This window comes from Mycobacterium sp. D16R24 (assembly GCF_002013385.1).
Lineage (GTDB): Bacteria > Actinomycetota > Actinomycetes > Mycobacteriales > Mycobacteriaceae > Mycobacterium.
Genome location: NZ_MAEV01000017.1, coordinates 109541 through 123229 on the forward strand (window position 1 = coordinate 109541; position 13689 = coordinate 123229).

A 13689-nucleotide genomic window follows, 5' to 3' on the forward strand; every position below is an offset into this window, starting at 1 on the left:
CGTGGGCTACGGGATGTTCAGGACCGCGATCTCGAACTCACCGACCGCGGATCCTCCATCCTGATCCCAGAATTCGATGGTGCTGTGGAACTGGAGGTAGCGCCATGACCGGTCGACGATATGGAAATCACGGGCCTGCAGGCGGGCGGAGAACTGCTGCGCGTTGACCAGCCGCCGGAACCGCGACGAGGTGCTCTTGATCAGCATCCCGGCAAGTTGGTTCTGGCAGTAGTCATCGATCGACCAGCCTCGAAATGCCCAGATGTCTTCGTTGACAACACCTTGAGCGAAGGCGCAGTACGCGAGCTGGTTAAAGCACAGCACCAATTCCACTGCGTTGAAGTGTCCTGTGCTCCGGATATAGGCGGACTCGTTGATCGCGAAGTTGCCCTGCGCGTGCACCGCGTCGGAGGTGATTCCATACTCGGCATCGGCCAGGTAGCGGCAGCCCTTGTACGAATATGGTTCCAGCACTCTGCCGAGCAGACCCTCGGCGATCGGGGCCATTCCGGTGGAAGGCAGCCCGGTCTGTACCGACAGAGTTGCGGCGACCGCGCTCACGCCGCGAATCCGGGCGTCTCGAGACCGTCCAACATGGTCAGGCGGTGTGTTGTCAGTGTGCCCGACGCCGTTCCATGCTTCGCACGATGGACCAGAGAACGATTGTCCCACAGCACGATATCCCCCACCTCGTAGTGCTGGGCGTGGATAAATGGCGAGGCGTAGTCGGGGTCGAGCTGCCCCGACTCGTCGAGCAGCTGCTGAAGCAGCGCAGCGTCGAGGAGCGTTCCATCCTCGTCCTCGATCGTTTCGGTACCCGCCTCACAGATGTACAGGATCTCTTCGCCGGTCTTTGGGTGTTTGATCACCGTGGGCCATTTCTGTGGGGGCGTGACCCTCTCGATCTCGGCCAGGATCTCCCCAATGGGCCGGTAGACATCAGTCGGCCGGATCTTGATGTAACGCCGCGGCGTATGCGTGCTGAATGTCCCACGCACAGAATCCTTTATCGTGCTAGACAGCGACTCCCACACCTTGTTGAGATCGATGAAATAGGTCCCGCGATCACGCCCGGGAACTGCCAGCGGCACCACCATGGAGAACGCAAAAGGTTTCGGCATGAACATGTAGTCGACGTGCCAGAACGCGCCGGTCCGTGGAACCCCTTGTCCCTCTTCGGTAGACGAGACGAAGATCTCCGGGTGGTTCTCGTGGTGATACACGGGCTCGTAGTAGGGAACTATCTCCCCGATCAACCTCCCAAGCCGGATGAACTCCTCCGGTGAGGGGTGCACATCCTTGAGGATGACGAGCTTGTTCCGGTAGACGAGTTCGCGGATCTCCTGCGTGGTGATTCCGTCCAGGTTTCCGGGGTCAATCCCCGTGACCTGTGTCCCCAGGCCCTCGCCCTTCACGTTGAGCGTCATCGACTCCCTACTCTTCTCGCTGATCTGGCCACCTGATGCGCGACTAATGGAGCAGTCGAACCGGGCACACGAAAAGTTCCCGAGCCTTGCGGAGTCATTGCCAACCGATGGGTAAATCGTTGGAAAACAACGGAATTAGTGGCCGACATCACGCTTGTCGCGTCTCCGATGGCCGGTTACCACACGATGCCAGCCGGCAGAACCAGACCGACTCGGTTTAAACCCAGTACCAGAACACGCCTTCGGCCATCCTGCCCATATCGCGCTCAGCAAATACGTTCGTTGCTAGCCTGAGTCGGTGACTTACCCACCTCAGGAGCCGCCCGCATCGGGCGATCCGTCAGCGCACGACCCGCATCAGCCACCTCCGGGCTACCAGCCACCTCCCGGCTACCCGACTCAGCCACCCGCGGGTTACCAGCCGCCCCCGGCACCCGGATATCAGCCTGGATACCAATCCGGCCCTCCCCCGGGAGCCCCCCAGTACCCGGGCGGGCAGTTCCCGCCGCCGCCCCCGGGATACCCGCCGGCCGGATACGGCTATCCGCAGCAGGCGCCATGGCCGCCACAGGGACCGTTCAATGCCGGTGAGTCGTGGAACTGGGCGTGGGCCCACGTCACCAAGCGCTTCGGAACCTTTGTCCCCCCGTACATCGTCTGGTTCCTGGCCATCGCGGTGCCATTCGCCATCGTGTACTTCGTCTTCATAGCCGCCATGGTGGCGACCACCGGTTCCGGCACCTACGACGAAGACTCCATGTCGTACTCGTATGAGAGCTCCTCGAGCCTCGGCGCGGGAACAACCGTGTTGTTGGTCATCATCGGAATCGCACTTGCCGCGGTAGGGCTTTACATGGCCGCATCCATCACGACGGCGAATCTCGACGTTGCCGACGGTAGGCCCGTGACTTTTGGCTCGTTTTTCCGTGCCCGGAGTTTCGGTGCCTTTATCGGTACCGCACTGCTGGTCGCGCTCGGCACAGTGATCGGGTTCGTCCTGCTCATTATTCCGGGCCTTGTCTTTGCCTTCTTCGCGCAGTACGCGGTGTTCTTCACCGTCGATCGCGGTCTGAGCCCCGTGGATGCGATCAAGGCAAGCTTCCAGATCGTCAAGAACAATCTGGGGCCGGTCTTCCTGGTGTACCTGATCACCTACGCGATCAGTTTTGTCGCGAGCATGGCGGCATCGGTCACCTGCGGCCTGGCCGGGATCGTGGCTGTGCCGATGCAGCTCGCCCTCACGGCGCTGATCCACGTGTACACCTACCGGCGCCTCACCGGAGGAGTCATCGCACCAGCACCGGTGTAAACAACGAAAAGGCCCGGCCTGCACTGGATTTCTCCAGGCAGACCGGGCCTTTTTTCGTTACAGGACTTAGAAGTCCATACCGCCCATGCCACCGGTCGGGTCGCCCGCAGGTGCGGCGGCCTTCTCCGGCTTATCGGCAACAACGGCCTCGGTGGTGAGGAACAGCGCCGCGATGGACGCCGCGTTCTGCAGCGCCGAGCGAGTCACCTTCACGGGGTCGGCAACGCCGGCCGCGAGCAGGTCCTCGTACACGTTGGTCGCCGCGTTCAGGCCGTGGCCCGCAGGAAGGTTTGCGACCTTCTCGGCGACGACACCCGGCTCCAGACCACCGTTGAAGGCGATCTGCTTCAGCGGAGCCGACAGCGCCACACGCACGATGTTGGCACCCGTGGCCTCGTCACCCTCAAGTGAGAGCGAGTCCAGCGCGGGGGCAGCCTGCAGCAGGGCGACGCCACCACCGGCGACGATGCCCTCTTCGACGGCGGCCTTCGCGTTGCGAACGGCGTCCTCGATGCGGTGCTTGCGCTCCTTGAGCTCCACCTCGGTGGCAGCTCCGGCCTTGATCACCGCAACACCGCCGGCCAGCTTGGCCAAGCGCTCCTGCAGCTTCTCGCGGTCGTAGTCGGAGTCGCTGTTCTCGATCTCGCTGCGGATCTGCGCCACGCGACCGGCGATGGCGTCGGAATCGCCCGCGCCCTCGACGATGGTGGTCTCGTCCTTGGTGACGACGACCTTGCGGGCCTGCCCGAGCAGCGTGATGTCGGCGGTCTCCAGGGAGAGGCCAACCTCTTCGCTGACGACCTGGCCACCGGTGAGGATCGCCATGTCCTGCAGCATCGCCTTGCGACGGTCACCGAAGCCCGGGGCCTTGACGGCGACGGACTTGAAGGTGCCACGGATCTTGTTGACGACCAAGGTCGAGAGAGCCTCGCCCTCGACGTCCTCGGCGATGATCAGCAGCGGCTTGCCGCCCTGAATGACCTTCTCCAGCAGGGGAAGCAGGTCCTTGACGGTCGATACCTTGGAGCTGACCAGCAGGATGTAGGGATCCTCCAGGACGGCTTCCTGACGCTCGGCGTCGGTCACGAAGTAACCCGAGATGTAGCCCTTGTCGAAGCGCATACCTTCGGTGAGCTCCAGCTGCAGGCCGAAGGTGTTGGACTCCTCGACGGTGATGACACCCTCGTTGCCAACCTTGTCCATGGCCTCGGCGATCAGATCGCCGATGGACTGGTCACCAGCGGAGATGCCCGCGGTGGCCGCGATCTGCTCCTTGGTGTCGATCTCCTTGGCAGAGGCCAGCAGGGCGCTGGTGACGGCCTCCACGGCCTTCTCGATACCGCGCTTCAGGCCGAGCGGGTTGGCGCCAGCAGCGACGTTACGCAGACCTTCCTTGACCAGAGCCTGAGCGAGCACGGTGGCGGTAGTAGTGCCGTCACCCGCGACGTCATCGGTCTTCTTCGCAACTTCCTTGACCAGCTCGGCGCCGATCTTCTCGTACGGGTCCTCCAGCTCGATCTCCTTGGCGATGGACACACCATCGTTGGTGATCGTGGGGGCGCCCCACTTCTTCTCCAAGACGACATTGCGACCCTTGGGGCCGAGTGTCACCTTGACCGCGTCAGCGAGGGCGTTGAGGCCCCGCTCCAGGCCGCGGCGGGCCTCTTCGTCATACGCAATTGTCTTGGCCATTGCGAAGTGATTCCTCCGTATAGGGGGTTGCACGTTCTGGGCCGGGCGCAGTGCCCGCGACGGACGGACGCAGCTGTGTGGGCTGCGGCCTCACCGTCCCGGCCTAGCACTCACCGGTCGTGAGTGCCAACCCCATTTTTAGCACTCGGACATGGCGAGTGCAAGGTCGATTGCAGACTCCCTACACCAAATAAATGCGACGTCGGCGCCCTGTCTCCCGATCGCCAGGCTTCCGATGAGGGGATTGCCCACCCGGCGGAGTTGTCAAGGCCGCGACTCCCCGGAAACGGCCTGGTCGATGGCCTCCAGGTGCGAGGACGTACCCGGCCTCCTTGCTACGAATGGGAAGGGTTGGCGCCCAATGGATACGGACAGCACACCTGCCGAGCCGGTCGCCGAAACAGCAGCGCACACGTCGGAAGAGCGCTTCGAAGAGCTCAAACACGAGATCCGACTCGCGACGGGGGTGTCGGCATCCAAGCAACCGCACTCGATGCTCCCGCACGAGGTTCACTCGCGTCCCCGAAAGCGACCTGGAATTCGACTATCGGAACACCGAGGGCAACAAGCGGCTGTTCCTCGAACGTTCACGGGCTTCGGCTGGGAGACCCCCGCCGTTCTGCGCGCCCTTTCCACCACCGACGAGCCCTACGTTGTCCGCGCATACGTGCTCGTGCACGAATTACGTTCCGCACAGGGAGATTTCGAGGTCGCATTCACCCGATTCCATGCGTTGATGGCTCCATACGTCGCACGATGCCAGCAGCTTGCCCTCAACACCCTGGAGGTCGACGGCGCCAAGTCGCCCTGGGCGACGTGGCTGCGCATGCTCGGCCTGTGGTCCCTGCGGCTGCCGGGCGTTCGTCAGCTGGTCGCCCGCCAGGCACTCAAGGTCGGCCGGTCTTTCGCATTACCTGCCTACGACTGAGCGAACTTCTTGCCGGCCGCCACGGCCACGGCCTTGATGTCGTCACAGGACGCCGTGCCGCGCAGCACGGCAGCAGGCACTCGGACATCTTCCGGACGGGCACCTTCTGCGGTGAGGTAGGTCGGCGAATAGTTCCGTCCAAGAAACACATAAACCTCGCAAAACGGCTTGTCGTACGTCCGGGTGACGGTACTGACGTGTAATTCGACGCCATCACGCTGTTCGACGGCCGAATCCCTCTGTTCGCCGTAAGACGGGGCGTCTGGTTCGTGAGGACCGGCGGGACGCAATGTCAGCTCGACACCGAGCGCCTTCTGATCGGAGGGCGGACCGGAGCTCAACCGGCACGAATTCACGTCAGTGAACAGTCCGCCGAGGTTTTGACTCGGCCGGTAACTGACGAAGCCACGCACATCGGCGAGGACCGAGCACGGGTCCTGCCCGGCGGGGCCGGGCACCGAACCTGTCCAGCGAGGCAGGTGCTGCGATCTGATCTGCGCAGCTTGAGTCGCGATTGCGGCCGCCTCACGGCACGGATAGACGGGGCGGCCTGGCCCTGGATCCTTGGAGAGGGTGGCCACCACAGCCAGCCGGACACGACTCATCGGATCGGTGGCATTCCCCCGAGATGACGCACCTTGCGGATCGCCCATACCGAGGGTGAACACGTATCGGCACCAGCCGCGATTGCTCGTCGGCCCCAGCAGATGCCCCACGCTGATCCCGTTGACATCGATTGGGGCCGTTGGCTGATCGGAGGCCTGCGGATGCTCAGGAGCCAGATCGAAGCCGATGGTCGCTGAGACGTCACTCACGAAATCACCGTCATACGCGCCCAGCCGCAGAGTGCACCGGTCGAAACCCTCAGTGTGTCCGTAGGAGATCGCACGGGGAATCCTGGCTTTGATCGATTGAGCGTCCACGAATCTGCACGGATCGATATTCCGCAGCGCGGGGTTGACCGCCAGCTCGGCCGAATCCACATCGGTCCGACTGCGCCAATCGTCCGCGTGCCGCGTCCCGAAGTACGAACACCCGGCCACCGGCACCAGCACGACCAGCCCACGACGAACAGACATTTGCTACCTCCGACCCACCCAAGGTAGCGACGCAAACCTCCCGTGACTACCGACGCGGCCGCAGCCCATCGAACACGACATCGGTCACCTGCTGCGAGACCTCCCGGTTGTAGCTCTGCATGGCCTGACACCCGACCATGAGCGCCTTGACCTCGTGTACACCGACATCGGGGCGCACCGTGCCCGCCTTCTGTGCGGCCTGCAGCAGGTCACCAAGGACCGCATAGAACGACTCCTCGATATGCGGAATGAGTGCCTGAACATCAATACCAGCGCCCGATAACGCGTCCACCAATCCTTGATCGGCGCTACTCCAGTCCATCACCACCCGCAAGAATCCGAACAGCGCCTCACCCGGACTGGCAGACTCCAGCAGCTCGCGCCCCTTGCCAATCACGCTGCCCATTTGATCCTCCGCGACCGCGCGATATAGGTCCTCCTTGGCCGGAAAATGCCGATACACGGTGCCGGCGCCCACGCCCGCGCGCCGCGCGATCTCATCGATCGAGACGCCCAGACCCTCCTCCGCGAATGCCTGGTAGGCGACTTCCAACACCCGCGCACGGTTGCGGGCGGCGTCGGCACGCAAGGGCCGGGCGGGTTGATCCATCTCACACTCCTCGAGGGTCCGATACACCTTGACAAAACGGGGCGCACGTTCCGTATATTCGTAAGCGGAGTAGCCGCCCCGGTTACTGACAATATTACCCAGGAGCCCCCATGACCACATGGAGTACCACCGACATCCCCGATCAGACCGGCCGCGTCGCGATCGTCACCGGCGCCAATACCGGACTCGGACTGGAGACCGCCAAGGCGCTCGCCGCGCATGGCGCCCACGTCGTACTGGCCGTGCGCAACACGGAGAAAGGCAAAGCCGCCGCCGCCGAGATCACCGCGGCGCATGCGGATGCCGATATCACCCTGCAGTCGTTGGACCTGTCCTCGCTGGAGTCCGTCCGCCGAGCCAGCGACGAGCTCAAGACGCGCTACGAAAAGATCGACCTGCTCATCAACAACGCCGGTGTCATGTGGACGGAGAAGTCCACCACCGCCGACGGCTTCGAGCTTCAGTTCGGCACCAATCACCTGGGCCATTACGCGTTTACCGGTCTGCTTTTGGACCATCTACTGCCCGTCGAAGGGTCACGCGTGGTGACGGTCTCCAGCATCGGGCACCGCCTACGTGCGGCCATCCACTTTGATGACCTGCAGTGGGAGCGCGATTACGACCGGGTAGCGGCCTACGGGCAATCGAAGCTGGCCAACCTGCTCTTCACTTACGAACTGCAGCGGCGCCTGGTGGGCACCGACACCGTCGCCCTGGCCGCCCATCCCGGTGGCTCCAACACCGAGCTCGCACGCAACTCTCCGCTGTGGGTCCGGGCCATTTTCGACGTTGTGGCGCCACTGCTGACACAGGGTGCGGATATGGGAGCACTGCCCACACTGCGTGCCGCCACCGACCCGGCCGCTCTGGGCGGCCAGTACTACGGACCGGATGGATTTATGGAACAACGCGGTAACCCGAAGGTGGTCGCATCGAGCGAACAGTCCTATGACCTCGATTTGCAGCGCCGCCTGTGGTCGGTATCTGAGGAACTCACCGACGTGACCTTCCCCGTCAAGTAGATAGAGCGCGAAGAAGACGGGCACTGTGCCGATTGTCACCTACTGTCACCCTGGTGACACGACACGCAGTGCCCGCCACGCCCGTCAGGATGCAGCCCCGTAATCCCTTGCATTAGGCTCCTGTTCGATCAGTAAGGAGTCCATAGGGTGCGGGCTGTAGAAGCGCCCAGCACCCACACATTGCGGGGCTGGCAACGTAGGGCATTAGTGCGGTATTTGGCCGCCAAACCCCGCGATTTCCTGGCGGTCGCCACCCCCGGATCAGGGAAAACCAGGTTTGCCCTGCGCATTGCTACCGAACTGCTGGCTGACGGCACCGTCGACAAGATCACGGTCGTGGTGCCTACAGAACACCTCAAGGTTCAGTGGGCACAGTCCGCGACCGCCTTCGGACTGTCCCTGGACCCGAGATTCAGCAACTCCGATGCACAGACCTCCTCCGAGTATCACGGAGTCGTCGTCACCTATGCACAGGTGGCCAGCCACCCCACCCGGCACCGGGTCCGCACCGAGAACCACCGCACCCTGGTGATCTTCGACGAGATCCACCACGCCGGCGACGCCAAGAGCTGGGGTGAGGCCGTCCGCGAAGCGTTCGACGACGCGACCCGGCGCCTCTCACTGACCGGAACCCCGTTCCGTAGTGACGACAGCCCGATCCCGTTCATCAACTACGAGCCCGATGGCGCCGGCTTTCAGCGTTCGCAGGCCGACCACACCTATGGCTACTCCGAGGCCCTGGCCGACGGCGTGGTGCGTCCCGTGGTCTTCATGGCGTACTCGGGCGAGGCCCGGTGGCGTGACAGCGCCGGCGAGGAGCACGCCGCCCGCCTCGGCGAGCCACTGTCCGCCGAGCAGACCGCGCGCGCCTGGCGCACCACCCTGGATCCCAACGGCGACTGGATACCCGCGGTGCTGCGCGCCGCCCACGCGCGGCTGCAGCAGAAACGCAACGGCGGCATGACCGATGCCGGGGCCATGATCATCGCCTCCGATCAGAAGGCCGCACGGGCCTACGCGAAGCTGCTGACCACGATCACCGGCACCGAACCCACCGTGGTGCTCTCCGACGATCCGAAATCCTCCGACCGCATCGCGCAGTTCGCCGCCGACGGCAGTGAGTGGCTGGTGGCCGTGCGCATGGTGTCCGAGGGGGTGGACGTGCCACGTCTGGCCGTCGGCGTTTACGCGACGAGTGCCTCAACTCCGCTGTTCTTCGCCCAGGCCATCGGGCGGTACGTGCGCTCGCGGACACCAGGTGAGACGGCCAGCATCTTCCTGCCCTCGGTGCCGACGCTGCTGGAGCTCGCCAGTCTGCTGGAGGAGCAGCGCAATCACGTGCTCGGCAAGCCACATCGCGAGCCGATGGGCGATGAGGAGCCGGTGGAACGCAAGCGCACCGAGCCGGGCGAGGAAGAGAAGGGTTTCGAATCACTCAGTGCCAGTGCCGAACTGGACCAGGTGATCTTCGACGGGGCATCCTTTGGCACCGCAACACCCGCAGGCAGCGAAGAGGAGGCCGAGTACCTCGGCATCCCGGGCCTGCTCGATCCGAACCAAATGCGAGATCTCTTGCGGCGCAGGCAAGAAGAGCAGCTCACCAAGCGCACCGCCTCGGGCGAAGTGCCCCCGGAGATCACCTCCACGCATGGCCAGCTGCGCGAGCTGCGACGTGAGCTCAACGCGCTGGTGTCGGCCACACATTTCAAGTCGGGTAAACCGCACGGCTGGATTCACAACGAGCTGCGCCGCCGGTGTGGCGGCCCCCCGATCGCGGCGGCCACCCGCGATCAGCTCAAGGAGCGCATCGTCGCCGTCCGAACCCTTCATCGGGAGCTGTGACACGCGTAGCGTAGATCGCATGTCACTGATCGTTTCTGGATACCCCGAACCTCGGTATCACGGCGACACCGGCGAGATCAGCGCAACGTTCAGACCGGCCACCGACCCCGCCGACTACGCCCCCGACAACGGCAGCGTCGTCCAATACCACTACCTGGCGACCCAGCAGTCCACGGCCGGGGACTACGGGCTATACCGAATCGATGCCGGCCCGGTGAAAGGTTTCGGTGCCGCAACGCATTTCCACAAGGCGATGTCGGAAGCATTCTTCGTACTCTCCGGAACATGGCGGTTGTACAACGGCGAAACATGGGTCGACGCCACCGCGGGCGACTTCCTATTCGTACCGCCGGGCGGCCTTCACGCATTCCACAACGATTCGGGCGAAGCGGCTTCCATGCTGATGCTGTTCGCGCCCGGCGCACCCCGGCAGCGCTACTTCGAAGGTTTTGGAGAGCTAGCCGATATGACCGACGAGCAGCGCACCCAGTGGTTCATCGACCACGACAACTTCTTCGTCTAGACCGGGAACCGCACTCCGGTCAGCTCCTCGGAGACTGCCCAAAGCCGTTGTTGCAGAGCCTCATCGTGTGACTGTTTGGTGGACCGGACGGCCTTAGGGTACCCACGGAGCTCCCCGAAACCGGCGGGCCCGTAGTACTGGCCGCCCGATGCGGCCAGGTCCGTGGCAGCACGCAGGCTGGGCAGTGCGCCCATCGCCGGACTCTGCGCGAGTTTCAACACCCCCGCACTGAGCGCCTCGGGACCAAAGGTGACGTGACGCATCAGCTCGGTGCCCGACGCACCAGGGTGCGCCGCCAATGCCACCGTCTCGGCCCCCGCGGCGGCGAGACGCCGCTGCAGCTCATAGGTAAACAAAAGGTTCGCGAGTTTGGACTGCGCGTACGCCCCCACCCGGCTGTAACCATGGTCCCACTGAAGGTCATCGAAATGTATTGCGGCCCTGAACTTGTGACCGTTACTGCTCACGGTCACGATGCGCGAGCCACGCACAGCGGTGAGGTTCTCCAGCAGCAGCCCCGTGAGTGCGAAATGGCCCAGGTGGTTGGTGCCGAATTGCAGCTCGAAGCCGTCCGCGGTGACACCCTTCGGCGGGTACATCACTCCGGCGTTGTTGATGAGCAGATCGATCCGCGGATAGTCGGCGCTCAACTGCCCGGCCGCGGATGTGATGTCCGATAGGGAAGACAGATCGAGCCGCTGCAGGGCCAGGTTGCCCGCGGGCGCCGTCTTCTTGATCTCGCCGATGGCAGCAGCGCCCTTGTCGAGATCGCGGACGGCGAGAACCACCTGTGCTCCCGCGGCCGCCAGCGAGCGGGCCGTCTCCAAGCCCAGGCCGGTATTAGCACCGGTGATGACGGCAATGCGTCCGGTTTGATCAGGAATATCAGCGGTGGTCCAGTGCGCGGTCACAAACGCATCCTGCCGCAGAACCACCGCGCTGCCCACCCCACGGCATTCACAGTTCACCCGGTGTTCGATACCAGCGATCACACAGCCGGAGTCAATACGCTCGTCGCCGGATCACTGAGCTTGGCCACCTACTGCATGTAAGGCAGGTTCGTGCGCAGATTTGCTTCTGTTGTCAGCCTTGTAATTTCACTTCTGTGCGCGGGCACAGGACTGGCCACGGCAGACCCGTTGCCGGTTGCTGACGTCAGCCAGTCGGCGGATACCGACGACGGCTGGCACCTGAGTGCCACGCTGTCGCGGATGGCGATCAACTCGGTGCCGAATATGGCCGCGACGGCCTTCACCCGTGAGGGCTTCGTCACCGGTAAGGCCGCCGCGAGCATCGACGGCAACGGTGCGATTCCGGTGAACTCCGGCGTGCTCGTCATGGGGCTTCAGCTGGGCTGCCAGATCGACCTCAGTGAGGGCGGCAGCGTTGACGTCGGCGCCGACGCCGGCGTGAGCCCGGGCTTCTCCGGCGGCAGCAATCTGCTCGCCATGGTCGGCCCGTATGCGGAGGTGAACGGCAGCATCTCAATCAATCTCCTGCCGGGAACGATCAGGAACATCGTGTTGGGAAAGAAGGCCCTCAAGGGACGCACCGGTGAAATCGTGGTCCACGACGCCCACGTGAAAGTGGACGCGTGCGGTGGACCCGTCTCCATCCGGTTCTTTACGACGGCAATGATCGACACCGACAAGTCCGACGACAGTGTGAACGTCTACGGAGACATCCTCTCGCTATGAACGCTCGCCTGAAACGTCGTGTGCTCACCGTCGTCATGTGGGCGTGCCTGGGCATGTCACAAGCACCCATCGCGCACGCCGACAACTGCAGCCCCGGTGACTTCGGAGCAGCTGCGGGCTGCGCTCCCCCTGCCGCCGCGACGGGCGGTGACAAGGCCGAAAGTTGGCCCCCGACAAGCGTGGATTGGCCGCCCGACGCGGATTCGGACGCTGACTCCGAGCAGTGGAGTCAGCGCAACACCGCATCCGCCCCGATCGTGGCGCCCAAGGGGGCATTACCCGTCCCGCCCACACCGTCAACCACAGGGACGACGACCGCACCGACGCCGATTGTTACCCCCGGCGCTTACGCAAGTGCCGCGCCGTGGAACACGGCCTCGACATTGTTCCCGTCGGGGTCACGCACGAACGCACCGTAGTAGCCGGGGTGGTACTCGGGCCACAGTCGCGGCGCATGGAGCGCCTCGGCGCCTTCACCCGTCGCCATCGCGAAGAACTCGTCGACTTGCTCGGTACTCGTGGCCGAGAAGGCAACGTGGATCTCACGATTGGGACCGCTCGCGACATCGCCACCGCCGATCCAAAAGTCGGGTTTTCCCGCCGTCCCGTACCCGATGGCGACACCGAAATCCATCTGACGTGTGAACCCAAGGACACCGAGCACCTTGTCGTAGAACGCGGCCGCAGTCGGGAGGTCCGCGCAGTTGATACCGAAATGATCGATCATGACGCAGATTCTGGCCTACAGGCCCGACAACAGGGGCGGTAAGTCGGCGATCGAGTCGACGACGTATGCCGGCTGCATCGCGTATTGATCGGCGGACCATCTGTCCAGCGTGTCCTGACGGAACTTGCCGGTGCGCACCAACACTCCCGTCATACCGACAACCTGCGCAGCGAGCACATCGACATGCAGGTCGTCACCCACCATCACGACTTGATCCGGCTCGCACCCCATGCGCTCAGCGGCCAGCTGAAACCCGGCCGGGGCCGGCTTGCCCACCGCGACGGCTTTGCGCCCCGACACCTGCTCCATGCCCGCCAGGTACACACCGGTATCGACGCGCAATCCCTCGCGGGTGCTCCACACCGCGTTGCGATGCATCGCGACCACCGGAATCCCCTGAGCCATCAGGTCATAGACCCGACTCAGCGCGACGTGATCGAATTGCGGACCGGCCCCACCAAGAATGATCACATCGGGATCATCGGAGAGAGATTCGACGAACTCGACGCCGGACATGTCGGCCGTGATGTCGCCGTCATTCAGCAGGTAACACCGCGCGCCGGGATGCTGGGCGATCACGTGGTCGGCGGTCAGCATCGCGGCGGTAATCACCTCATCGGCGGGCACCGTCAGCCCGGCGGCGGTGAGCAGCTCCGCGATCTGCACCCGGGTCCGCGAGGTGGTGTTAGTCAGGAAGCAACGACGGACATCGTCGATCTCCAGCGCCTTGAGGGCCTGGGCAGCGCCATCGATCGGCTCCCACGAGGTCACCAGGACCCCGTCGATATCGAAGAGCACTCCGCCAACGGTCATAGAGCTAGTTTCCTGCCACG

13 protein-coding genes and 1 pseudogene are annotated in these 13689 nt (G+C 63.9%); 6 read left to right on the top strand and 8 right to left on the bottom strand.

Features of this window, described 5'->3' with window-relative positions; all coding sequences use genetic code 11:
• Window positions 1–6: 6 nt before the first annotated feature.
• Both B4383_RS15925 and B4383_RS15930 read right to left on the bottom strand, forming a co-directional pair.
• Window positions 7–561, bottom strand: a complete 555-nt coding sequence (locus B4383_RS15925; RefSeq protein ID WP_078291820.1) for an FcoT family thioesterase — start codon at window positions 559–561, stop codon at window positions 7–9.
• The gene (locus tag B4383_RS15930; RefSeq protein WP_078291822.1) at window positions 558–1427 is read right to left on the bottom strand and encodes a TauD/TfdA family dioxygenase; all 870 of its coding nucleotides are present in this window, start codon (window positions 1425–1427) and stop codon (window positions 558–560) included. Before B4383_RS15930 ends, B4383_RS15925 begins: the two co-directional genes overlap by 4 nt.
• A 298-nt stretch (window positions 1428–1725) precedes the next feature.
• Between B4383_RS15930 and B4383_RS15935 the strand changes: the two genes are divergently transcribed.
• Entirely contained in the window at window positions 1726–2736 is a 1011-nt protein-coding gene (locus B4383_RS15935) for a hypothetical protein (protein ID WP_078291823.1), read from the top strand.
• A 66-nt stretch (window positions 2737–2802) separates the two neighbouring features.
• On the opposite strand, the gene groL is transcribed toward B4383_RS15935, so the two are convergent.
• Window positions 2803–4428 (bottom strand): chaperonin GroEL, encoded by a 1626-nt coding sequence (groL, locus tag B4383_RS15940; RefSeq protein ID WP_078291825.1) that lies wholly within the window; start codon window positions 4426–4428, stop codon window positions 2803–2805.
• Between the two features lie 444 nt (window positions 4429–4872).
• Between groL and B4383_RS15945 the strand changes: the two are divergent.
• Window positions 4873–5356, top strand: a pseudogene (locus B4383_RS15945) (monooxygenase); the annotation flags it as partial.
• Here the strand turns inward: B4383_RS15945 and B4383_RS15950 are convergent.
• Both B4383_RS15950 and B4383_RS15955 read right to left on the bottom strand, forming a co-directional pair.
• Entirely contained in the window at window positions 5347–6435 is a 1089-nt protein-coding gene (locus B4383_RS15950; RefSeq protein ID WP_078291827.1) for a hypothetical protein, read from the bottom strand. The pseudogene B4383_RS15945 and the gene B4383_RS15950 overlap by 10 nt on opposite strands.
• A gap of 46 nt (window positions 6436–6481) precedes the next feature.
• Window positions 6482–7045, bottom strand: a complete 564-nt coding sequence (locus B4383_RS15955; protein ID WP_078291829.1) for a TetR/AcrR family transcriptional regulator — start codon at window positions 7043–7045, stop codon at window positions 6482–6484.
• A gap of 110 nt (window positions 7046–7155) precedes the next feature.
• On the opposite strand from B4383_RS15955, the gene B4383_RS15960 reads away from it, so the two are divergent.
• The 3 genes from B4383_RS15960 to B4383_RS15970 all read left to right on the top strand — a co-directional run bounded on the left by B4383_RS15960 (window position 7156) and on the right by B4383_RS15970 (window position 10432).
• Window positions 7156–8067, top strand: coding sequence for an SDR family NAD(P)-dependent oxidoreductase (locus B4383_RS15960; protein WP_078291831.1), 912 nt, complete (start codon window positions 7156–7158; stop codon window positions 8065–8067).
• 147 nt (window positions 8068–8214) lie between these two features.
• Complete coding sequence (locus tag B4383_RS15965; protein WP_078291833.1) at window positions 8215–9909, top strand: DEAD/DEAH box helicase; 1695 nt, start codon at window positions 8215–8217, stop codon at window positions 9907–9909.
• Window positions 9910–9928: 19 nt separating this feature from the next.
• Window positions 9929–10432, top strand: coding sequence for a cupin domain-containing protein (locus tag B4383_RS15970; RefSeq protein ID WP_078291835.1), 504 nt, complete (start codon window positions 9929–9931; stop codon window positions 10430–10432).
• Here B4383_RS15970 and B4383_RS15975 read toward each other — a convergent pair.
• On the bottom strand, window positions 10429–11343 hold the full coding sequence (locus B4383_RS15975) for an SDR family NAD(P)-dependent oxidoreductase (protein ID WP_078291925.1): 915 nt from the start codon (window positions 11341–11343) through the stop codon (window positions 10429–10431). The two genes, B4383_RS15970 and B4383_RS15975, sit on opposite strands and share 4 nt — an antisense overlap.
• Before the next feature lie 192 nt (window positions 11344–11535).
• Here B4383_RS15975 and B4383_RS15980 point away from each other — a divergent pair, with 192 nt between their 5' ends.
• Window positions 11536–12129, top strand: a complete 594-nt coding sequence (locus tag B4383_RS15980; protein ID WP_176126462.1) for an MspA family porin — start codon at window positions 11536–11538, stop codon at window positions 12127–12129.
• 346 nt (window positions 12130–12475) lie between these two features.
• Here the strand turns inward: B4383_RS15980 and B4383_RS15990 are convergent, their stop codons facing one another.
• Window positions 12476–12856 (bottom strand): VOC family protein, encoded by a 381-nt coding sequence (locus tag B4383_RS15990; protein ID WP_078291837.1) that lies wholly within the window; start codon window positions 12854–12856, stop codon window positions 12476–12478.
• A 15-nt stretch (window positions 12857–12871) separates the two neighbouring features.
• Window positions 12872–13669, bottom strand: coding sequence for an HAD-IIA family hydrolase (locus B4383_RS15995; RefSeq protein ID WP_078291839.1), 798 nt, complete (start codon window positions 13667–13669; stop codon window positions 12872–12874).
• Window positions 13670–13689 lie beyond the last annotated feature (20 nt).